Source organism: Parasedimentitalea denitrificans (assembly GCF_011813015.1).
Lineage (GTDB): Bacteria > Pseudomonadota > Alphaproteobacteria > Rhodobacterales > Rhodobacteraceae > Parasedimentitalea > Parasedimentitalea denitrificans.
Window position 1 is genome coordinate 1 of sequence record NZ_QHLQ01000018.1, and the last position, 21,846, is coordinate 21,846.

At 55.8% G+C, this 21,846-nt stretch carries 23 protein-coding genes; 9 read left to right on the top strand and 14 right to left on the bottom strand.

The window, feature by feature from the left end; translation table 11 throughout:
- The 3 genes from DL239_RS15865 to parC all read right to left on the bottom strand — a co-directional run.
- On the bottom strand, window positions 1-511 hold a 511-nt coding region (locus DL239_RS15865; RefSeq protein WP_167683455.1), incomplete at its 3' end, for a GTP-binding protein.
- A 132-nt stretch (window positions 512-643) separates the two neighbouring features.
- On the bottom strand, window positions 644-1,222 hold the full coding sequence (locus DL239_RS15870; protein WP_167685085.1) for a YnbE family lipoprotein: 579 nt from the start codon (window positions 1,220-1,222) through the stop codon (window positions 644-646).
- 132 nt (window positions 1,223-1,354) lie between these two features.
- Window positions 1,355-3,703 carry a DNA topoisomerase IV subunit A gene (parC, locus tag DL239_RS15875; RefSeq protein ID WP_167685086.1) on the bottom strand — a complete coding sequence of 783 codons (2,349 nt, stop codon included), beginning with the start codon at window positions 3,701-3,703 and terminating at the stop codon, window positions 1,355-1,357.
- A gap of 227 nt (window positions 3,704-3,930) precedes the next feature.
- Between parC and DL239_RS15880 the strand changes: the two genes are divergently transcribed.
- The 6 genes from DL239_RS15880 to DL239_RS15905 all read left to right on the top strand — a co-directional run bounded on the left by DL239_RS15880 (window position 3,931) and on the right by DL239_RS15905 (window position 8,233).
- Window positions 3,931-4,590, top strand: coding sequence for an SH3 domain-containing protein (locus tag DL239_RS15880; protein ID WP_167685087.1), 660 nt, complete (start codon window positions 3,931-3,933; stop codon window positions 4,588-4,590).
- Window positions 4,591-4,632: 42 nt separating this feature from the next.
- Window positions 4,633-5,463 carry an SDR family NAD(P)-dependent oxidoreductase gene (locus DL239_RS15885; protein WP_167685088.1) on the top strand — a complete coding sequence of 277 codons (831 nt, stop codon included), beginning with the start codon at window positions 4,633-4,635 and terminating at the stop codon, window positions 5,461-5,463.
- An 82-nt stretch (window positions 5,464-5,545) separates the two neighbouring features.
- Window positions 5,546-5,752, top strand: a complete 207-nt coding sequence (locus tag DL239_RS15890; RefSeq protein ID WP_167685089.1) for a twin transmembrane helix small protein — start codon at window positions 5,546-5,548, stop codon at window positions 5,750-5,752.
- Between the two features lies 1 nt (window position 5,753).
- Complete coding sequence (locus tag DL239_RS15895; protein WP_167685090.1) at window positions 5,754-6,326, top strand: cob(I)yrinic acid a,c-diamide adenosyltransferase; 573 nt, start codon at window positions 5,754-5,756, stop codon at window positions 6,324-6,326.
- Window positions 6,327-6,545: 219 nt separating this feature from the next.
- Entirely contained in the window at window positions 6,546-7,304 is a 759-nt protein-coding gene (locus DL239_RS15900) for an electron transfer flavoprotein subunit beta/FixA family protein (RefSeq protein WP_167685091.1), read from the top strand.
- The gene (locus tag DL239_RS15905) at window positions 7,304-8,233 is read left to right on the top strand and encodes an electron transfer flavoprotein subunit alpha/FixB family protein (protein ID WP_167685092.1); all 930 of its coding nucleotides are present in this window, start codon (window positions 7,304-7,306) and stop codon (window positions 8,231-8,233) included. Before DL239_RS15900 ends, DL239_RS15905 begins: the two co-directional genes overlap by 1 nt.
- Window positions 8,234-8,334: 101 nt before the next feature.
- Here DL239_RS15905 and DL239_RS15910 read toward each other — a convergent pair whose 3' ends face one another.
- Entirely contained in the window at window positions 8,335-9,171 is an 837-nt protein-coding gene (locus DL239_RS15910; protein ID WP_167685093.1) for a DUF6473 family protein, read from the bottom strand.
- 156 nt (window positions 9,172-9,327) lie between these two features.
- On the opposite strand from DL239_RS15910, the gene DL239_RS15915 reads away from it, so the two are divergent.
- Window positions 9,328-10,203, top strand: coding sequence for a 3-hydroxybutyryl-CoA dehydrogenase (locus DL239_RS15915; protein WP_167685094.1), 876 nt, complete (start codon window positions 9,328-9,330; stop codon window positions 10,201-10,203).
- Between the two features lie 113 nt (window positions 10,204-10,316).
- On the opposite strand, the gene DL239_RS15920 is transcribed toward DL239_RS15915, so the two are convergent.
- The 7 genes from DL239_RS15920 to DL239_RS15950 are packed head-to-tail and all read right to left on the bottom strand — an operon-like array spanning window position 10,317 to window position 15,700.
- Complete coding sequence (locus DL239_RS15920) at window positions 10,317-11,210, bottom strand: lysophospholipid acyltransferase family protein (protein WP_167685095.1); 894 nt, start codon at window positions 11,208-11,210, stop codon at window positions 10,317-10,319.
- 34 nt (window positions 11,211-11,244) lie between these two features.
- Complete coding sequence (locus tag DL239_RS15925; protein WP_167685096.1) at window positions 11,245-11,514, bottom strand: HPr family phosphocarrier protein; 270 nt, start codon at window positions 11,512-11,514, stop codon at window positions 11,245-11,247.
- 9 nt (window positions 11,515-11,523) lie between these two features.
- Complete coding sequence (locus tag DL239_RS15930) at window positions 11,524-11,922, bottom strand: PTS sugar transporter subunit IIA (protein ID WP_167685097.1); 399 nt, start codon at window positions 11,920-11,922, stop codon at window positions 11,524-11,526.
- A gap of 15 nt (window positions 11,923-11,937) precedes the next feature.
- Window positions 11,938-12,810: an RNase adapter RapZ gene (rapZ, locus tag DL239_RS15935; protein ID WP_167685098.1), complete on the bottom strand. Its 873-nt coding sequence runs from the start codon at window positions 12,808-12,810 to the stop codon at window positions 11,938-11,940.
- Window positions 12,797-13,246, bottom strand: a complete 450-nt coding sequence (locus DL239_RS15940; protein WP_167685099.1) for an HPr kinase/phosphorylase — start codon at window positions 13,244-13,246, stop codon at window positions 12,797-12,799. Before DL239_RS15940 ends, rapZ begins: the two co-directional genes overlap by 14 nt.
- 3 nt (window positions 13,247-13,249) lie before the next feature.
- Window positions 13,250-14,959, bottom strand: coding sequence for a sensor histidine kinase (locus tag DL239_RS15945; protein ID WP_167685100.1), 1,710 nt, complete (start codon window positions 14,957-14,959; stop codon window positions 13,250-13,252).
- 33 nt (window positions 14,960-14,992) lie between these two features.
- Window positions 14,993-15,700 carry a response regulator transcription factor gene (locus tag DL239_RS15950; protein ID WP_167685101.1) on the bottom strand — a complete coding sequence of 236 codons (708 nt, stop codon included), beginning with the start codon at window positions 15,698-15,700 and terminating at the stop codon, window positions 14,993-14,995.
- Between the two features lie 338 nt (window positions 15,701-16,038).
- Between DL239_RS15950 and DL239_RS15955 the strand changes: the two genes are divergently transcribed.
- The gene (locus DL239_RS15955) at window positions 16,039-17,637 is read left to right on the top strand and encodes a phosphoenolpyruvate carboxykinase (protein WP_167685102.1); all 1,599 of its coding nucleotides are present in this window, start codon (window positions 16,039-16,041) and stop codon (window positions 17,635-17,637) included.
- Window positions 17,638-17,702: 65 nt separating this feature from the next.
- Here the strand turns inward: DL239_RS15955 and DL239_RS15960 are convergent, their stop codons facing one another.
- The 3 genes from DL239_RS15960 to DL239_RS15970 all read right to left on the bottom strand — a co-directional run bounded on the left by DL239_RS15960 (window position 17,703) and on the right by DL239_RS15970 (window position 19,949).
- Entirely contained in the window at window positions 17,703-18,131 is a 429-nt protein-coding gene (locus tag DL239_RS15960) for a GFA family protein (RefSeq protein ID WP_167685103.1), read from the bottom strand.
- A gap of 143 nt (window positions 18,132-18,274) precedes the next feature.
- Entirely contained in the window at window positions 18,275-19,171 is an 897-nt protein-coding gene (locus tag DL239_RS15965; RefSeq protein WP_167685104.1) for a cation diffusion facilitator family transporter, read from the bottom strand.
- A gap of 10 nt (window positions 19,172-19,181) precedes the next feature.
- Entirely contained in the window at window positions 19,182-19,949 is a 768-nt protein-coding gene (locus DL239_RS15970; RefSeq protein WP_167685105.1) for a sulfite exporter TauE/SafE family protein, read from the bottom strand.
- A 171-nt stretch (window positions 19,950-20,120) separates the two neighbouring features.
- On the opposite strand from DL239_RS15970, the gene DL239_RS15975 reads away from it, so the two are divergent.
- Window positions 20,121-21,779 (top strand): acyl-CoA dehydrogenase family protein, encoded by a 1,659-nt coding sequence (locus DL239_RS15975; RefSeq protein ID WP_439650873.1) that lies wholly within the window; start codon window positions 20,121-20,123, stop codon window positions 21,777-21,779.
- Window positions 21,780-21,846: the final 67 nt, after the last annotated feature.

Genomic DNA, 21,846 nt, shown 5'->3' on the forward strand with positions numbered 1-21,846 from the left:
GAGCCGAACCAGGAATCACAGGAATGTCGTCGCCAGGGTATTCGTAAGAAGACAGCAGCTCGCGGATTTCCATTTCCACCAGTTCCAGCAGCTCTTCGTCGTCTACCTGGTCAACTTTGTTCATGTAGACAACCATGTAAGGGATGCCAACCTGGCGACCCAACAGGATGTGCTCACGTGTCTGAGGCATTGGGCCGTCAGCAGCGTTAACAACCAGGATAGCGCCGTCCATCTGAGCCGCACCAGTGATCATGTTTTTCACGTAGTCAGCGTGACCTGGGCAGTCAACGTGAGCGTAGTGACGAGTCTCTGTTTCGTACTCAACGTGAGCAGTCGAAATGGTGATACCACGTGCTTTTTCTTCCGGTGCGCCATCGATCTGGTCGTAGGCCTGGAAGTCACCAAAGTACTTGGTGATCGCTGCTGTCAGCGTGGTTTTGCCGTGGTCAACGTGGCCGATGGTGCCGATGTTGACGTGTGGTTTGTTACGTTCGAACTTTTCCTTAGCCATAATCTAGGCGCCCTTTTGGTAAGTGGGATCGGCAGTCGACCCTGGTCATTGTCGCGGGCGACATAGTGCTTTTATGCACAGAGATCAAGCAATTCGAAAATGAAACTTAAATTACACCCACCGCTCGGTGTTTTAACTGGGCGCAGCGGGGTCCACTTCGGGTGTTTCCGAGGTCGCATCAAACCAACCGTTCGTCTGATGCTCTTCCAGTATCCATTCTTCGATCTGGCCAACCGCATTGCGCGCCAATCCACGCAGCTGCTCTTCTTTGCTTCGAGTATGCCCTGATCCAACCAAGAAACTATCTGCAGTTGTGGTTTCAAATACGGTGAATGTTTTGGCTTCGGGGTTCAGCTTTACCCCGGCGGCATCGTCCCAGACCGTAACTCTGATCGCCAGAACGGACTTTGGGCTTAACACCAGCGGAACACCTGGAGGGGCAAGAAAGAAGCCCTCGATGCTGATTCCAAAGTGATAAAGCTGATCCCCTTCATAACGTGCGAATCGGGCATCTACCTCGCTGGTCAGGACCTCGGTCCACTCTTCTTGGGTTGCGTCACGCGACCCAGGCACCTCTTGCATCTTGGAAGCGATAACAATGTTGTGCCCCAATGAGAACGCACCTAGATCCTCTAGCGGTTCGTCCGGTGTTGCAGGGGTGCAGGCCGCCAGCATGGAAATCGAGGCCAGAAACGCAAGAATTCGGATCATTGGTTAGTCTCTTTTCATAAAATCAGTCCTGAACTGATAGACCGCTATCTAAGGTTGGGTAAAGCGAGACAACCCAACGCCACCAGAGCAAACGCCTCCGGTGGCAGGGGTGTCACAGGTCAGGGCCTGCAATCAGTCAAATTTGTAGGTGCGAGGGAAACCATGCGGCGGGCGCTTGCCCACACCAGCACGTTTACCCAGCCAAGAGCTCAGGTCCGGTTCATGGCGGGTTTTGCCACCGCCCATTTCCCAGGTCAGACCGTCATCCCAGTTGAACGTGGTGATATCGCTTAGCCCGCCATCCAGCTCCAATGCGCCCTGCTTGCCACGGGCCATATTGTACTTCTGCAACCGCACACCTTTGCCACGTGTCAGGTCGGGCATTTCTTCGACTGAGAACACTAGGAACTTGCCGTTTTCAGAAACCACCGCAACGTGATCACCGACCACCGGCACACAGACCTTGGCCCGGTCATCATCCTTGACGTTCAGCACCTGCTTGCCGCTGCGCGTCTGGGCAACGATCTCTTTCTCGGCACAGATAAATCCATTCCCCGCCATCGAGGCCACCAGCAGCTTGCCCTCGGGTTGGTGAATGAACAGATCAACGATTTCAACTTCGTTTGGCAAGTCAACGATCAGTCGCAACGGTTCGCCCATGCCACGCCCACCAGGCAGGTTGGCGGCACTAATCGTATAGAAGCGCCCATTGCTGCCAAAGGCCAGCAGACGATCTGTGGTTTCGGCATGGAAGACAAACCGAGGACCATCACCATCTTTGAACTTTAGCTCACGGTTCAGATCGATGTGGCCTGTCATTGCGCGAATCCAGCCCATCTGGCTGCACACCACCGTTACCGGCTCACGGTCGATCATCGCCTCCAGCGGCACGTCTTCGACCTCGCCCGCCTCGGAAAATTGGGTCCGTCGTGCGCCACCTGCATAGGTCTTGCCGAACTTCTTCTTGGTTTCCTTCAGCTGCCCCGAAATCGTGCTCCATTGCAGATCCTCAGAGGCCAGCAAAGCCACCAACCCAGCACGCTCTTCGCGCAATTCATCGCGCTCGCGGACCAGTTCCATCTCTTCCAAACGGCGGAGGGACCGCAGGCGCATATTCAGAATCGCCTCGGCTTGCACCTCGGTCAATTCACCCGAACCTGCCTTAGGCGAGATGTACTCGGCTTCGGTCAGCGCACGTGGATGATCCTGATCCCAGTTTTCACGCATCAGCGCTGCTTTGGGGTCATCATCGTAGCGGATAATTTCAATCACCCGATCCAGATTGAGGAAGGCAATGATAAAGCCCGCCAACACCTCTAACCGGTGATCGATCTTGTCCATCCGGTGCTGCGAGCGGCGAACCAGCACATCACGTCGGTGATCAAGGAACGCGCGTAGCACCTCTTTCATCGAGCAGACCTTGGGGGTGACCCCGTCAATCAGCACGTTCATGTTGAGCGAGAATCGCACCTCGAGATCCGAGTTGCGGTACATCATGTTCATCAGAACCTCGGGATCAACGTTCTTAGAGCGCGGCTCCAGAATCACCCGGATGTCTTCTGCCGACTCGTCGCGGATATCGCCCAGAATCGGAACCTTCTTGGTCTGGATCAGCTCGGCGATTTTCTCGATCAGCTTGGATTTCTGTACCTGATACGGAATTTCGGTGACGACGATCTGCCACTGGCCACGGCCTAAATCCTCGACCTCATACTTACACCGCAACCGAAACGAGCCACGGCCGGTCCGATAGGCCTGCGCGATATTTTCAGGCGGTTCAACGATGATGCCGCCGGTTGGAAAATCAGGGCCCGGCACATGGTTCAGCAGGGTATCGTCACGCGCATCCGGTGTCTTGATCAAATGCTGGCAGGCGTCGATCAACTCAGCAATGTTATGCGGTGGAATATTAGTTGCCATCCCCACCGCAATACCCGCAGCCCCATTGGCCAGAATATTTGGGAAGGTTGCAGGCAGTACCGACGGTTCGGTCAGACGTCCATCATAGTTGTCACGGAAATCCACCGCGTTTTCGGCCAGACCTTCCAGCATAGCCTCGGCGACGAATGTCATCCGGGCTTCTGTATAGCGCGAGGCCGCAGGATTATCGCCGTCGATGTTGCCAAAGTTACCCTGACCATCGACCAGCGGGTAACGAACGTTAAAGTCCTGCGCCAGACGCGCCATTGCATCATAGATCGCGGCGTCACCATGCGGGTGAAAGTCGCCCATGGTATCGCCTGAAATCTTGGCCGACTTCAGAAACCCACCGGTTGACGTCAGCCGAAGACGGCTCATCGCATACAGGATCCGCCGGTGCACAGGCTTCAACCCATCGCGCGCATCAGGCAAGGCCCGGTGCATAATCGTGCTCAGCGCATAGGTTAGATAACGCTCGCCTATTGCGCGGCGCAGCGGTTCCAGGATCTCATCTCCATCAGGAGAAGAGGGCAAGTCGGAGTGGTCTACCAGATCGGTCATACAAGGGTGATACTTGCCCGGCCGATATTGGTAAAGCGGCTGCAACAAAATTCCTTAGATCTGGGGCGTTACCGCCAGAGATTTATCCTCTGGGGGAGATTTTCACTAACTCTCCCCTGTTTTTCGGCAAAGAAATTACGCTACGTTAAAAACCAGCCGGTACTCTGCCACCGGAATTCTCTTGTGCATTTTTTCTGAAACTAAGTTTTACCCGGGGGGTTAGCGCCATGTCACGGTTTGTGATGGTATCTTTCATGTTCATGGGCTGGGCTTTTTACGAGGTCAGCGGCGGGGCGGATTTTGCACCGCCAGAGAGACCCACGGCCATAGATGTGGCCAAAATGCCTCCTATTGCGGACCAGCATGTGACAGCAGCGTCGCTGGTTACAAAACCTGTAATCCAGCCAGAGCAGACACCCGTTTTACAGCCGAGCATTCCCCATGCGGCAGCCGCCCTGCCCGATCGCCCCAAAGCAGACCCCGACCTGAGATCCAGGGTTGTTCTGAGCCAAATTGCCGCTGTGGGCGAGACAACCTTCGGCTTTGGGATCCAAACGAGCACCACTCCATCGAATGACACATCAGTGCAATTAGCCTCGCTGTCAGGCGGACTGACATCATTAGCCGACAACAAAATCGTATCAGACACTCCGGCCGAGCCGATCACCCCGTTGATCCCGGCAGCTGATTTGCGCCACGTGACCGCCAGCCGCGTCAACATGCGGGACGGCCCCGGCACCTTGCACCCAGTCGTGAGCAAACTGAACCGGAACGCCGCTGTCGAAGTTCTGGGTGATAGCGGCACCGGATGGCTGCGGCTACGAGTCGTTGACGGTGAACAAGTCGGCTGGATTGCCGCTTCCCTGATTAGCCATAAACGCCCATAACCCTGCAAAGGTACCCTTGGTACATCAGGGAATGAGGCGTTTATGAAAAAGACCATTCTGATTACAGGCTGTTCCTCAGGGATTGGCCTGGACGCGGCACGAGGCATGCGAGACCGCGGTTGGACTGTGTTTGCATCATGCCGCCAACAACGCGACTGCGACCGGATGCGCGCCGAAGGCTTTGACAGCCCGCTGATTGATTACACCAAGCCCGACACTATTGCCTCTGGGTTGGATCACGTTCTGAACGCAACCGGCGGAACGCTGGACACCTTGTTCAACAATGGCGCACACGGTCTGCCCGGCGCGGTAGAAGATCTTCCAACAGAAGGGTTGCGCACAATTTTCGAGGCTAATTTCTTTGGCTGGCATGAGCTGACTCGCCAGGTGATTCCGGTCATGCGCAAACAAGGCCACGGGCGAGTCATCCAGAACTCCTCGATTCTTGGATTTGTATCGTTTCCCTGGCGTGGCGCCTACGTTGCGACGAAATACGCCATCGAGGGCCTAACCGACACTTTACGGATTGAATTAAGGGACAGTGGCATCCAGGTCATTCTGATTGAACCCGGCCCGGTCACATCCAAAATCCGCGAAAACTCCATCCCTCACTTTGAACGCTTCATTGATTGGGAAAATTCGGCGCTGCGTGATTTGTACGAAAAAAGCCTGCTGAAGCGCCTGTACAAGAGTTCGGGCCCCGATACGTTCGAACTCCCTGCCTCTGCCGTTACATCCAAATTGATCCACGCCTGCGAATCCCGTCGGCCAAAGCCGCGGTACTATGTCACGACGCCCACCCATGTTGGGGGTCTTCTTAAGCGGATCCTGACAACCCGCGCCACCGATCGCATTCTGGCCAAACTGCGCTGAAAATCCCCGTCGTTTTCAAGGTCGCTTTCCCTGCGCTCCCGCGATAGACCAATGCAAAGAACTTCATAGTCACGAGGGCGTAATGGCTGATTCACTTTTCTATCTGGTTGTTGCTGCAATGGCTTCTGTTGTTGTGGTGCTGGTTATTGGCATTGCGGGTTATGGCAAGGGCGGCGATTTCAACCAAAAACACGGCAACAAGATGATGCGGCTGCGGCTACTGTTTCAATTCATCGCCGTCCTACTGATCGTTGCCTACGTTTACCTGAGGAGCCAGGGAGGCCAGTAACATGGTTGTTCTGAACAAGATCTACACCCGCACAGGCGATAAAGGCGACACCGCGCTTGGCAACGGCGAGCGCGTCGCCAAACATGCCGCCCGCGTCAACGCCTACGGCACCTCGGACGAGCTGAATGCCTTTGTTGGTGTTGCTCGCCTAAAAGCCGAGGGCGAAATGAATCAGGCTTTGGCGCGCATCCAGAATGATCTGTTCGATCTTGGAGCCGACCTGTGCCGCCCCGAAATGGATCAGGATGCTAAGGCCGAATACCCGCCACTGCGTGTAGTCGCGTCACAGATTGACCGGCTCGAAGCCGAAATTGACGCCATGAACAAGGATCTGGCACCGCTGCGCAGTTTTGTCCTACCCGGCGGCTCGGCCTTGTCTGCCCACCTGCACGTGTGCCGCACTGTTGCCCGCCGAGCCGAACGTCTTACAACCGATCTAGCCAGTGCCGAAGACATCAATCCAGTCACCGTCAAATATCTGAACCGACTGTCTGACTGGTTCTTTGTTGCATCCCGCGTGGCCAATCAAAATGGCGCCGGTGATGTATTATGGGTGCCCGGCGCCAACCGATAACAGCGGTTCCGATATCAGACCTTCAACTATCGGTATAAATACCCCAATTGCGCAATATTCTTGCAATGAAGTTGTCCCAAACCAATAAACGCGACGTCGGTGATGGAAAACGTGACGATTTTGCGCTGTTGTGCTGACTTGTGAGCCGATATCAACATCGCGAGAGCATTAAGGGGAGTCGCCCACGCGGCTTGCCATTTGTTAAGGAGAGAACGCAAAATGAAGGTACTCGTGCCTGTCAAGCGCGTGATTGATTACAACGTTAAGGTCCGTGTGAAAGCGGACGGCAGCGGTGTCGATCTCGCCAATGTTAAAATGTCGATGAACCCCTTTGACGAGATTGCCGTCGAAGAGGCGATCCGCCTGAAAGAGGCCGGCAAGGCAGATGAGATCGTTGCGGTCTCGATCGGCGTCAAGCAGGCGCAGGAAACCCTGCGCACCGCGCTGGCCATGGGTGCGGATCGCGCCATTTTGGTAGTCGCCGCCGAAGACGTGCAAACCGACATCGAGCCACTGGCCGTTGCCAAGATCCTTGCCAAAATTGTCGAGGAAGAGCAGCCCGGACTGGTTCTGGCTGGCAAGCAAGCCATCGACAATGACATGAACGCCACCGGCCAGATGCTGTCGGCGCTGCTGGGCTGGTCTCAGGGTACATTCGCATCCGAGCTGGACATCGACGGCGAGCACGCTGTTGTGACCCGCGAAGTGGACGGCGGATTGCAGACCCTCAAGGTTGCGATGCCTGCCATCGTCACCGTTGACCTGCGCCTGAACGAGCCACGCTATGCGTCGCTGCCGAACATCATGAAGGCCAAGAAAAAGCCGATGGATACCAAGACCGCCGAAGACTACGGCGTCGACGTCACTCCACGTCTGGAAATCGTGTCGACGACTGAGCCCGAGGCCCGTTCGGCCGGTATCATCGTAGGTTCGGTTGACGAGCTAGTTGAGAAACTCAAAGAAGCGGGGGCTGTGTAATGGCTGTTCTTCTCCTTGCTGAAGTGTCCGACGGCGCGCTGGCGCTGGATGCCACTGCCAAAGCTGTGACCGCTGCCGGTTCGCTGGGCGATATCACTGTGCTCTGCGCCGGTGCCACCGCTGCTGCTGCCGGTGACGAAGCCGCCAAAATTGCTGGCGTTGCCAAAGTCCTGGTCGCTGAAGACGCATCCCTGGGCCACCGCCTAGCGGAACCCACTGCGGCGCTGATCGCTAGCCTGGCTGGCGACTACGAGCACATCGTTGCTCCAGCTACCACAGATGCCAAAAACGTACTGCCACGCGTCGCTGCGCTGTTGGACGTGATGGTGCTGTCGGATGTCTCGGGTGTTGTCGATGGCAACACATTCGAGCGCCCAATCTATGCTGGCAACGCAATCCAGACCGTTAAATCGTCGGACGCCAAGAAGGTGATTTCCTTCCGGACATCCACCTTTGACGCAGCTGGCGATGGCGGCTCAGCTTCGGTTGAAACCATTGGCGCCGCTGAAAACCCAGGCCTGTCGGAATGGGTTGAAGACAAGGTTGCCGCATCTGACCGCCCCGAGCTGACCTCAGCTGGTGTGGTTGTGTCCGGTGGTCGCGGCGTTGGCTCCGAGGACGACTTCAAACTGATCGAAGCCCTGGCCGACAAGCTGGGCGCTGCGGTTGGTGCTTCGCGTGCTGCGGTGGATTCAGGCTATGCCCCGAACGACTGGCAGGTTGGCCAGACCGGCAAGGTGGTTGCACCGGATCTGTATGTTGCCGTCGGCATCTCAGGCGCGATCCAGCACCTGGCAGGTATGAAAGACTCGAAAGTCATCGTGGCGATCAACAAAGACGAAGAAGCACCGATCTTCCAAGTTGCTGACTTTGGTCTGGTGGCGGACCTGTTTCAGGCCGTACCAGAGCTGACTGAAAAACTGGGCTAAACCCCAAACGGTGCGTGTCGGCACGCACCACACACCAATAGAAAAAGGCCCGCGGATCACCGCCGGGCCTTTTTATTTGGAAAGAAGGGTTAGCTTGGCTGTCAATCAGCCTCCAGAACCTCACGAAGCCCGTCAGCGGCGGCATCGGCGATGCGGATATGCTCCATTGGGCCAATCATATGCCCAGCAGCAGGCAAATCCATCTGCCCCAGAACCATTCCATCGACGTCATCCGCAGGACCTGCTGTCTGCACTGGCACCTCAATGACCGCCTGCACTTGTGACCGCAATGCGTCAATCATATCGGCCTCAATCAATGATGGTTCTTGCCCGAAGGGGCTACCTTCATTGTCCCCTTGCTCCAACTCATAACGCAGCCACAACAGGACAACCTTTCCCTCCAGCTCCCTGATCATCTTGGCCATCCGCTTTACCCAAGCGGTCTCCAGCTCAGCGCGAACTGCAACAAAGCGATCAACCGAACAAGCCTCCAGCCCAGTCAGCAGGTGCTTATTGAAATGGTATTCGGTAAAATCAACCTCGTCGTACAACGCGCACAGCGTGTCACTGGCTTGCAAAAAGCGATCATTGCGCCGGGGATGCACCCGGTACATTCTGTTTGAGAGGTTCTGAGCGCCAAGCACCTGCAGCACCGTCATGTCAGCGCCTCGCGCGACCTGCTTCAGCTCTTCATCATTCACAAAGCTGTCCAGCCCGGCGTTTACACTGCCAAGGTTCACACAGGTCTGCCCCAAAGTCTCTTCCAGCCGGGACACAAAGGGGCGTTCAACGAATCGCCCATAAACCTCTGTCCCACCCATGAACGCCACATACGGCGCCTCAAGGTCCCGTCGTGGGCCTCGCACTAATAACTTCGACTCGCCATACCTACATGGCTCGTCTGAAAGCGCTGACGCGCCTGTCAGTTCATAACTCATAATTCCCACCAAATATTCACCCGAGATCCACTGTGACGTGAGTCTCTTGCCAAATTACTAATGTTAAAAATCGCTTAAATACGGCGCGATCCCACTTGTACCTGCCTCAACCTGCTCGCTAAGATCACGCCGCAGGCAACCCGAAAGGCCCAAGGCATGACTATTCAAAAAATCGGCATTATCGGAGCAGGACAGATGGGCAACGGTATCGCCCACGTGATGGCTCTGGCAGACTATGATGTTGTTCTTAATGACATTAGTCAGCAGGCGCTGGACGATGCTATCGCCTCGATTGAGAAAAATATGTCCCGCCAAGTCAGCAAAGGCAAGGTTTCAGACACAGCGATGACAGCTGCGATGGCACGTATTACGACGTCTCTGACCTTGGCCGACGTCGGCGCAACCGATCTGGTCATCGAAGCTGCAACCGAGCGGGAAACGATTAAACAAGCAATTTTCGATGACTTGCTCCCACATTTGTTGCCTCACACCATCCTCACGTCGAACACATCGTCGATCTCAATCACCCGACTCGCGTCTCGCACTGACCGACCAGAGCGCTTCATGGGCTTCCACTTCATGAATCCCGTACCGGTGATGCAATTGGTCGAGCTGATTCGGGGCATCGCGACGGACAAGGAAACCTACGAGGCCTGCCATAGCGTGGTCGAGCGCCTGAACAAAACCGCTGCCAGCGCCGAAGATTTCCCTGCCTTCATCGTCAATCGTATTCTGATGCCGATGATCAACGAGGCGGTCTATACCCTCTACGAGGGCGTTGGCTCGGTGCAGTCAATTGACCTGTCGCTAAAGCTGGGCGCCAACCACCCGATGGGACCGCTGGAATTGGCGGACTTCATTGGCCTGGACACCTGCCTGGCGATCATGAACGTGCTGCACGACGGGCTAGCCGACACCAAATACCGCCCCTGCCCGCTACTGACCAAATACGTCGAGGCCGGCTGGCTGGGCCGCAAAACCCAACGTGGTTTCTATGATTATCGCGGAGAGACACCGGTCCCGACCCGCTAACCGCAGCCTGAACCAGCGCGTCACGTGGAACGCCTTATCTACACGTGACAGCGCGGCCCGCTCTATGGCGAACAAACCAGAGCGCCAAAGGCGCACATTTCTTAAAACTGGGATTAAGTCTTGTCGCCTAGGTTTAGCGTGTGCTGCCGCAGCCAAGCCATGAAGCCACGTGGATCACTTTTCAGTTGCTCCATCTGTTCGTCGTTCACGACCTCACCAATGACAGGCGACTGCGGGCGATTACACGACCGAACAATTTCATGCAGCAGTAGCCCCTGACGCAGCACCGCCGAGATCCTGTTGGCAATCTGATATGCCCGCGAATTGCTGCCCGGAAAATACAGCGGCACGACCTTGGCACCTGACCGACGGATCATCTGCGCGGTGAAAACATTCCACTCAGCCTCTTGCGCGGGACCAAACATCGTTTCTGACGACATCACCACCCCCGAAGGGAACAGGGCAACAACGCCGCCCTCTTTCAGGTGCGCCATCGCCTTGGCCCGCATTTCAACCATCTTGCGTTGCGCCTCGGGGTCGTCCGGGAACGGCACAGGAATCATGAAAGACGTAGCTGCCTCGTCCAGACCGGTCAGCACCGAGCGGGTCAGGATGCGGTAGTCCTGACGTACCCGCCCAACCAGTTCAGCAATGACCATACCATCGACCATGCCGTGGGGATGGTTTGCCACCACAACAACTGGCCCCTTGGACGGGATGTTTTGCAACTGATCAGCTGGGGTTTTCAGTTCGATCCCCATGGTATCCAAAGCGCCGCGCCAGAATTCCTGGCCCCGGAACTTTGCGTTGTTCTTTTCAAACTTGTTGACCATGCGAAGGATAGACAACTTGCCCGTGGCCCATTCGATGGTCTTGATCGCCAATGACGTCCAGCGATCGTCGAACGAATTGGCATAGGTCAGGGTGCGGCGATCATAGACCTCGCCGTCTTGCCCTTGCGCCTGCGTGATGCGGGAGCCGTCCCTATCCTGAGTGGTATCCGCCAAAGCGCACGTCCTGTCTTCTCAAATGCTGGTCAGGCTAAAAGCCTTCGCCAAACTTATCAGCAACCAATGTCTCCAGCGCCTCCGCCAGTGCAACACTATCCGGACCCGAAGTTTCGACGTCAATAGTCGTTCCCATCGAAGCTGCCAACATCAAAAGTCCCATAATACTATCGCCCGAGGCGGACAACCCGTCCCGTGAAACCTCAGCCGAGGCGTCAAAGCCTTCGACCACTTCTACCAACCTGGCGGATGCACGGGCATGCAGTCCTTTTTGGTTCACAATTTTGAGTGTTTTCTGCGTCATCGAAATCGATTATTCCCCCTCGGGGCTGATGTTCTGCGAATTGATATATTTCTTACCTGCTTCCAGTGCTTGGCGCACTGCGTCAGCAACCGGCAAGTGGCGTGTTTTAGCCAGCTTGATCAGCAAAGGCAGGTTAGCCCCATAAAGAATGCGCCGATTGGACGGAGCGCACGCTTGCAGGCTCAGGTTTGACGGCGACCCGCCAAACAGGTCAGTGACGACCACAACACCGGACCCGCTGTCCACCTCATCGGCGGCAGCACAGATCTCTTTTTGCTTGGCGTCCCGGTCATCTTCCGGGCCGATAGATATCGCCTTCAGATGCGGTTGTTCACCGACAACATGCTCAACTGCGGCCACGTATTCCCTGGCCAGTCCACCATGAGCAACAATCACAATCCCGATCAATACGGCCTCTCTGTTCTACTGCTGGCCCTGCAGCTCGCGATGTCTAATTGACACCTGCTGGCCATCTTCTGCAAGGGCCTTGGCCAGTGTTTCTGCCAATGTCACTGATCTATGTTGCCCACCAGTACACCCAAATGCGATTGAAAGGTGTGATTTCCCCTCTTCGCGATAGGCTGGCAGCAGCATTTGGGCCAAACCCAGCACCCGGTCAAAAAACTCGCTGTACCGAGGGTCGGCCTTTACATGCGCCTGCACCGCCGCATCGCGCCCATCCATCCCACGCAGACCTTCCTGCCAATAGGGGTTCGTTAGAAAACGACAATCGAACACCATATCAACGCTATGTGGGATACCGCGCTTGTATGAAAAGCTTTGCACTGACAGCGCCAGTGATCGCCCATTGGGGGCAAACCAGTGTTCGATCTCGGCCTTTAGCTGGTGCACATTTAAGTCCGAGGTATCCAGCAACAAGTCAGCCCGCTCGCGAATTGGACGCATCAAGTCCAGATCACGGGTAACGCCGATTTCTGGCGTTTCCGCAGGCGCCAGCGGGTGACGGCGGCGGGTTTCAGAATATCGCCGCAACAAAACATCCGGGCGTGCATCCAGATACAGAACCGTCAGCGCAATATTCTGATACCCTTCAAAAACCGCGATTAGCTCTAGCAAGGCTTCCGGTGTGAAATCACGATTTCGGCAGTCTAACCCCAAGGCCATCGGCGATTCGATTTTGTCGGTCATCACCAATCGCGGCAATAATCGTAGCGGCAGATTATCAATCGCCTCAAACCCCAGATCCTCAAGCACATTGATTGAACTGGACCGCCCCGCACCAGACGGGCCAGTCACCAACACCAAAGGCGTAAGAGTATCTTTACGTTGCTCCATCTGAGTCTGGGTCCTGTCGTCCGCGCTTGAGGTATTGTAACAGAGCGGGCGCCAAATGGGCAGTGCTAGGTCTGTGTAACAATGTCACCGACTGCCCCAAGAGCATGACTGTACGGATTGGCGGCAGTCGATCTGTTTCTGGGGTATCCATATCGATCACCGTGTCAACAACGGTCTGAAAGCAACGGTCAGCGCTCAGAATGCCCAATCCACGGGCTTCGATCAAACCAGCTATAGAATCGGGTGCGCGGGCAATCAGATCCCCCTGCTCTAGCGTAAGCAGCACCCTGTCATCGGCAACCAACTTGGCCCCCAAAGCCATCAGCGACAGGGCCAGCGTTGATTTGCCACTGCCCGAGCCCCCCCGGATCAGCAGTCCATTCCCATCTAAAGAGACGCAACTTGCATGCAAGCACAGATCACCGGTGCCGCCCATGTTTTAAACCGGCAGACCAACGACAAATCGCGCGCCCAGTGGTTCTGACGTCATATCAACTTCTGTTGGGCGAATGTTTTCGGCCCAAACCACACCACCATGCGCCTCGACAATCTGCTTTGAGATCGCCAGCCCAAGGCCCGAGTTATTGCCAAAGTGCTCGTCCGGGCGCTGCGAATAGAATCGTTTGAAGATCTTGTTCAACGCCTGTTCGGGAATGCCGGGGCCTGTATCTTCGACCACGACAAGCACTCTGTTCGCGCGGCGTCGGGCCCAAACGCGAATCGCGTCACCCTCGTCACAAAACGAAATGGCATTGGTGATCAGATTGACAAAGACCTGCGCCAACCGTGCCTCTAGCCCGGAGAGCATGATCGGACCTTCGGTCATGTCAGTGATATAATCGATTCCCTTGGCGCGGGCATCTTCACCCAAATACTGGTTCAGGTTGCCAATCATTTCCAGAAGATCAAACTGCTCTTCTTCTTCTTTCACTAATTCCGCATCCAGACGTGAGGCGTTGGAGATGTCGCTAACCAGCCGATCCAGCCGCCGCACATCATGTTCAATCACCGACAATAGGGTTTCACGCTGATCCTCGCGCTTGACGATACGCAGCGTTCCAACCGCCGATTGTAGGCTAGCCAGAGGGTTCTTGATTTCATGCGCCACGTCCGCGGCGAATTGTTCATTGCTATCAATACGACTGTAGAGCGCCTTGACCATCCCACGCAGAGCCCGGCTTAGGCGGCCAATTTCATCTGGGCGGGCCGATAGATCCGGAATACGAATGCGGCCTGGTTGAACCCGACGCGCATCACGATCACGGCCCAATTCAGCTGCTTCGGCAAGGTCTGCCAATGGGTTAGCGATGGTCGACGCCAGCACAAGCGACAATCCGACAGATACCAGAAGCGCAATGACAAACATTTGGTAGACGCGCTCGCGTTCGGCCCGGACAAATGCGTCGATTTCGCCGGACGGCGATGCGACTGCGACCACACCAATCGGTTGACCATTTTGCACGATTGGGGATACGGCAGTGTAGACAGTACCACCTTTGGCGTCGCTGGCGGACTGAATTCTGGTGCCTTCTGACAGAGCCTGAGGCACCATGGTCCGCAACTGACTTTCCAGACTTTCGAACTCCTGAGCAGTCCCGGAAGGCGAGATCCACTCAGCCACGCCCCAAACTGCAGACAGTCCATCGCTGATCATAGTACGACCAGATGAGCCACCATTCAGCTGGTCCAACACTTGATTTTCTGATTCGCCAACCGTCTTTTCAATCAGATTTTCCGAGGTATCGAAGATGTAGACTTCGACACCAGTTCGCAGGCTCAGTTTCTGCAGAGTACCGCTCACATCAATACCATCCGCCGAAGCAAGTCTCACCGAACCGTCAGTTGGCAATTGCGCTTCAAACACATCTGCAATCAACCGCGCTTCGCCAGCCACGGCGCCCGCGCGCTGTAAAACAAGGCTCTGACGTGACGAATTAAGGTACAGGATGCCTAAGACCAGTATCACCAACGCAATTAAATTGAAGATGATGATTTTTCGCGTCAGCGGCGATCCCTTGAGTGAAAACAGCCCACGACGTGCGCGCTTGGCCAGCATTTCACGCTCGACAATGCTCTCCGGGGCGACCCAATCGTCGCCCAGGACAACGTCACCGTCGTTCTGGCTGTGTGTCATTCCCGTGTCGCGCATTGGCGCCCTTCCAGCAAGACCCATCAGGGCCACTTAGTCTTCGTTGTACCGGTAGCCGATGCCATACAGAGTTTCGATCGCAGAGAAGTCGGAATCGGCACTGCGCATCTTTTTACGTAAGCGTTTGATATGACTGTCGATTGTACGGTCATCCACATACACTTGATCGTCATAGGCCACATCCATCAGCTGGTCACGGCTTTTGACAAAACCCGGACGCTGGGCCAGGGCCTGCAGCAGCAGGAATTCGGTTACCGTCAGCGAGACGTCCTCGTCTTTCCAGCGAACCGAATGGCGCAGCGGATCCATGCGCAGCTGACCACGTTCCATAACCTTGGTTTCCGCCACCGGCGCACCACTTTCCGTGTCGCCGCTGATTGCATCCTGACGACGCAGCAAAGAGCGGATACGTTCAACCAGCAGACGCTGTGAGAACGGTTTCTTGACGTAGTCGTCCGCCCCCATGCGCAGGCCAAGAACCTCGTCGATTTCATCGTCTTTGGAGGTGAGGAAGATCACCGGCATCTGAGATTTCTGCCGCAAGCGCTGCAACAAATCCATGCCATCCATACGCGGCATCTTGATATCCAGAACCGCCATATCAGGCAGTTTTTTGTTGAACGCGTCCAACGCCGCCTGACCATCGTTGTATGTTTCGACCTCAAAGCCTTCGGCTTCGAGTGTCATTGAGACGGAAGTCAGGATGTTCCTGTCATCGTCGACCAATGCAATCTTTGACATCTTTGTGCCCCTAATCTGCTCTGTACTGCCTGTTTTTTTGCAGTATTCATCGCTGTTCTGCCGGTTCGAATCAATCCCCATTAACGAATTGAGACAATGTTGCGTCTATATAGAGACAAAAATACCTTAGTATTCCCTGAACAGGTGCTGCAGTTTTCATCGTTAGAAAGATGGTTGCGCTAAAATTTACAATGGTTGCGCTAACTGCGCGGAAGCGTCCTGTTCACGCCCTAAATCACCATGTTATGACCCCCTTTATCGGTCGCTTGATCGTTTCCATAATCCCACGGCGAGGCAGATCATCGTAATGGTGCCCGCCGACATAGGAGAAAGAACTGATGACATTAGGACGGGTTAACCCGCAATTCCGACTCGAAGATCAGGGCATCGAGGGTCTGGGACATGTCTATTATAACTATATGGAACCGGCACTGATCGAAGCTGCGCTAAAGCGTGGCGAGGGGACTTTGGGTAACGGCGGAGCCTTCTTGGTTACCACCGGCAAGTTCACTGGTCGGTCGCCAAAAGACAAACATGTGGTGAAAACCGCGAATGTTGCTGACACCATCTGGTGGGAAAATAACGCAGAGATGAGCCCCGAGGGCTTCGACGCTCTCTATGCGGACATGCTAGAGCACATGAAGGGCAAAGAATATTTTGTTCAGGATCTGGTCGGTGGTGCGGACCCTGCGCATTCGATCAATGTCCGCATGGTGACCGAGCTTGCCTGGCACAACCTGTTCATCCGCCACATGCTGCGTCGCCCGGACCGTGAAGATCTAAACGACTTCCTTGCCGACTATACAGTCATCAACTGCCCCAGCTTTCAGGCTGACCCAAAGCGTCACAACTGCCGCTCTGAAACCGTCATCGCGATGAACTTTGAGCGCAAAATGATCCTGATCGGCGGCACCGAGTATGCTGGCGAAAACAAAAAGTCGGTCTTTTCGCTACTGAACTACCTGCTGCCGGAAAAAGGCATCATGCCGATGCACTGTTCCGCGAACCACGCCACAGGAAACCCTGTCGATTCGGCCGTGTTCTTTGGCCTGTCCGGCACCGGTAAGACAACCCTGTCGGCAGATCCGTCGCGCACCCTGATCGGTGACGACGAGCACGGCTGGTCCGACAACGGTACGTTCAACTTCGAAGGCGGCTGCTACGCCAAAACCATAAACCTGAACGCAGAAGCCGAACCTGAAATCTATGCCACCACCTCGAAGTTCGGCACCGTGATTGAAAACATGGTCTACGACGAGGAAACCAAAGAGCTGGATTTCAAGGACGACAGCCTGACAGCCAACATGCGCTGCGCCTACCCTCTGGAATACATCGCAAACGCGTCGAAAACCGCGATGGGTGGCCACCCCAAGAACATCATCATGCTGACATGTGATGCCTTTGGTGTACTGCCTCCTATTGCCCGTCTGACCCCGGCGCAGGCAATGTATCACTTCCTGTCTGGCTTCACCTCCAAGGTGGCCGGAACTGAGCGCGGTGTAACCGAGCCCGAGCCAACATTCTCGACCTGCTTTGGTGCTCCGTTCATGCCACGCCGCCCTGAGGCTTATGGCAACCTGCTGCGCACAAAGATTGCTGAGCATGGTGCAACCTGCTGGCTGGTGAACACTGGCTGGACTGGTGGTGCCTATGGCATCGGTTCACGGATGCCAATCCGTGCAACACGCGCCCTGCTGACAGCTGCGTTGAACGGATCCCTGGCCGAGGCCGAGTTCCGCAAGGACAGCAATTTTGGCTTTGACGTTCCAGTAGCCGCCCCCGGTGTTGCCGAGGTCCTGCTGGACCCACGCCGCACTTGGGACGATCAGGCTGCCTATGACGCTCAGGCTGCCAAACTGGTACAGATGTTCTCGGATAACTTTGAGCAGTACCTGCCCTACATTGACGAAGACGTCAAATCAGCCGCAATCAGCTGAGCCTAACCAGTCACAAACAAAAGGCCCCGGTATTCCGGGGCCTTTTTTGCATTCGGCCTCGCGACCTATTCATCCATAGTATCGCCACTCCCGCCTAACTCTGCCGGGAAATCACGTAGCTTCGGCAACCCATCTTTGATTGGTAAAACTGTCTCGGCATAGTTCACGTGCAAGGCCGGTTCGAATTTTTGTGTTGGGATAGAGGCGGCATAGACATCAACCAGACCGAAGCCCTTGTGCCCGGTCATCACATGCCCTCCGCACTGCGTACAATACTGCCGCTGACTGTTCTCCGTCTTCTCAAACGTCGCCAGATGCTCGGCCCCTTTGGTCACACTCACGGCTTCTGGCTTCCACAGAGTGAAGGCATTCACCGGACCAGCCGACCACGAGCGACAGGATTCGCAGTGGCAATATCCCATTGCCTCGGGGGCGCCTGTCACTTCGATAGCAACGGCACCACAGAAACACTGTCCTTGTTGAACGTCAGTCATCGGTCACCCCCAAATCTAAATCGCACACCCTTTCTCCGATGCCGAAGACCGGAGATCAAAACCCATGAGGAAGTGCTCTGCATTTCACGAGACGTGTGCAGCGCTCCAACACGCGCCCTATACTGGCCGAGACATAGAGTGGCTTATGCCGGGTTCAAGCCTACCGGCTCTAGCTTGCTGTCTGGCTCGACATGAATGGTGGCGTTAATACCGGGGATCTGCGCCCGCAGCTCCGCCTCTATCCGATCACAGATTTCATGTGAGGCAGCTACCGTCATGGTACCTGATACCACCATGTGGAACTCGACAAACAAAGCCTGCCCTGCGCGACGGGTTCGAATGTCATGCACCTGCAACGCTCCATTGGCCGCCGCGTGAATAGTCTTATCAATCTGTGCCTGCTCATCCGGTGACGCTGCCGAATCCATCAACCCGCCAATCGAAGAACGGATCACATGAAGACCCTCGCGCAGGATGTTCAAAGCCACGATGATGGCCAGCAATGGATCCAGTATCGCCCATCCTGTCAGCACAGCCAGCAGTAGCCCCGCCAGCACGCCAACTGATGTCCACACATCGCTCATCAAATGGCGCCCGCTGGCCGCCATGGCTGGCGAGTGATGCTTTCGCGCCCAAACGATCAATACCCGCGCCCAGGCGAAATTGATCACCATCGCCACTGCGTTCACAGCCATACCAACTGGCCCTAATTCACTAAGATCGGGCGCATAAATCGCGTCCACCGCCTGATGAACAATCAACAACGCAGCCACCACAATCATGATGCCTTCAGCTACAGCAGAGAAGTACTCGGCCTTGTGGTGCCCATAGGGATGACCACGATCAGCCGGCCGCTGCGCATAACGCACGGCGATCAAAGCCAGTGCAGCCCCACCAACGTTGACCAGCGACTCTAGCGCGTCGGAATACAGCGCCACAGATCCGGTCATCCACCAAGCCAGAAATTTGAGCCCCAGAACGAGCAACGACACCACTATAGAGCCTAATGCAAGGCGTTCGGCCGAGACTGAACTGCTCATGGCGCTGTCCTCATCCAAACACGCCCCGGCGCACCAGGTTCAATCCAGCGACGGATAGCACCACCAGCGTAGCCTTGCGGAATGTGGCTTGGTCGATACTGTCATGCCAGCGAACTCCAAACCACATACCCATCATCGCAGGCGGTAATAGAGCGAGGGACAGTGGCAGGGTCTCTGCCCGCAACACACCTGACCCGGTGTGGGCCGCCAGTAGTGCCACAGCCCCTAGCCCGTAGATCACCCCCTGCACCCGGATGTGCTCACCCTTTGGCGTGTCCAATGCTGTTAGATAGGCCACCGTCGGAGGTCCCCAAACGCCGGACAACCCGCCGATAAAACCCGCAAAGGCGCCAACTGCCGCCTCAATTCGGGCGGATGGCTTAGACAGGTGAAACCGCAGGCCAAACAGTTGCAGGAATGCGAAAACTGTAACCGGTACTCCTAGCACCAGCAATAATACCTGAGTGGGCAACAACCGCACTAGCTGCGCGCTGGACACCAGAAATACAAACCCAACCAACAGAAACACACGGAACCGCTTCACCGACTGCCACGCGGCAGACCAGCCCTGTCGTAGGGCCTGCACACCATTGCTCGCCACTGTCGCCAGAATCAGCCCCGCCAGGGCCAGTTCCGGGCTTAGAAACACGCTAAGGCCGGAAATAAGGATCATCGGCATGCCGAACCCCACCATGCCCTTGATCACTCCTGCAAGCAGGGCAACACCAACGGCGGCGGCCAATTGAAAGGGAGAAATCAATAAGAATAAGCTATCCATAGAACCCCTGTAGCATATCCACAGCAAGCTGCATGCAGGAAATGACCGCGCAACAATTGTCCAAAATGCCGCGATGCAGCGTATTTTTGTTGCGCTGCAGTTGCAAAGTGATTACCACCTGACAGGACTGAACAGATGTGCCCCATCGCCCAAGACAAACTGGAACTGCTTATGACACCGATTCTTCTTAGTGATCTTTTGGCACTAACCAACGCCGCACTGCCGCCCGTTGACCAGCTGTTCCAAACCGCCCGCACATCCGTCGCCGCGATGGTCAGCGAAAATGGCCGCATCTCGGGTCGGCTGATCGAGCAGAACCAAACCGCAGCCCACGGGTTGTCATGGCTTGCCACTTATCAGCAAAGCCTTGTGCAGATGCAGAAGTGGGCCGAACGCCTACAGGCCAACGGGAATTTTGGCGAAATAGAACAGCTGATCCATCAGATCGCCTTTGGGGAATATCTTAGCCAGATCCATGGCGGCATTCAGATGAACCAGGGCGAAGTTGTCCGCGCTCAGGACATGGGCCTTAGTCTAGATGACCTGAACGCGATGATGGAACCAGCGGTTATTGCCCTGACCCAGAACGGCAATACTCAGGCGGCACGTACCCGTTTGGTCGAACTGATGCAGGAACAATCCGCCAACCTGACCACCGGCGCCACCGGGTTGGACGAAGAGCTGGAAATGATCCGCGAGCAGTTCCGCCGTTTTGCGGTCGAACGGGTCGAGCCCCACGCCCACGACTGGCATCTCAAAGACGAACTGATCCCAATGGAGATCATCGACGAGCTGGCAGAGATGGGCGTGTTCGGCCTGACGATCCCCGAGGAACACGGCGGCTTTGGCCTGTCCAAAGCCTCGATGGTAGTGGTGTCCGAGGAACTGTCACGTGGTTACATTGGCGTAGGCTCACTGGCGACGCGTTCAGAAATCGCAGCCGAACTGATCATCTGCGGCGGCACCGACGAACAGAAAGCCAACTGGCTGCCCAAAATCTCAAGCGCTGAAATTTTACCGACGGCGGTGTTCACCGAGCCAAATACAGGCTCTGATCTTGGCTCTTTGCGCACCCGCGCGACCAAGAGTGAGGCCGGGGACTATACCATTACCGGCAACAAAACCTGGATCACCCACGCCGCCCGCACACATGTCATGACACTACTGGCGCGCACCGATCCCGACACCACTGACCACCGTGGCCTGTCAATGTTCCTAGCCGAAAAGACCCCTGGCACCGAGCAAGACCCATTCCCAACCGAAGGCATGACAGGCGGCGAGATCGAAGTGCTCGGCTATCGTGGCATGAAGGAATACGAGCTGGCATTCGACGGTTTTCAGGTCAAAGGTGAAAGCCTGCTGGGTGGCGAAGAAGGCAAAGGCTTTAAACAGCTGATGGAAACCTTCGAATCCGCCCGCATCCAAACCGCTGCCCGTGCCATTGGCGTTGCGCAATCGGCACTGGATATCGCCACCCAATATGCGCAGGACCGTAAACAGTTCGGCAAGTCGCTGATCGAATTCCCTCGCGTATCAGGCAAGCTGGCAATGATGGCTGTCGAGATCATGATTGCCCGTCAGCTGACTTATTTCTCAGCCTGGGAAAAAGACAACGGCCACCGCTGCGACCTAGAGGCCGGAATGGCCAAACTGCTTGGTGCCCGTGTCGCATGGGCTGCTGCTGACAACGGCTTGCAGATCCACGGCGGCAACGGGTTCGCGATGGAGTACAAAATCAGCCGCGTACTTTGCGACGCCCGCATTCTCAACATTTTTGAGGGCGCCGCTGAAATTCAGGCACAAGTTATCGCGCGTCGCTTGCTAAGCTAAGCCATATCACTTTGCAGAAACAGACAGCCCGGCCATTGCGCCGGGCTTTTCTTTGCGCGATGGCCCC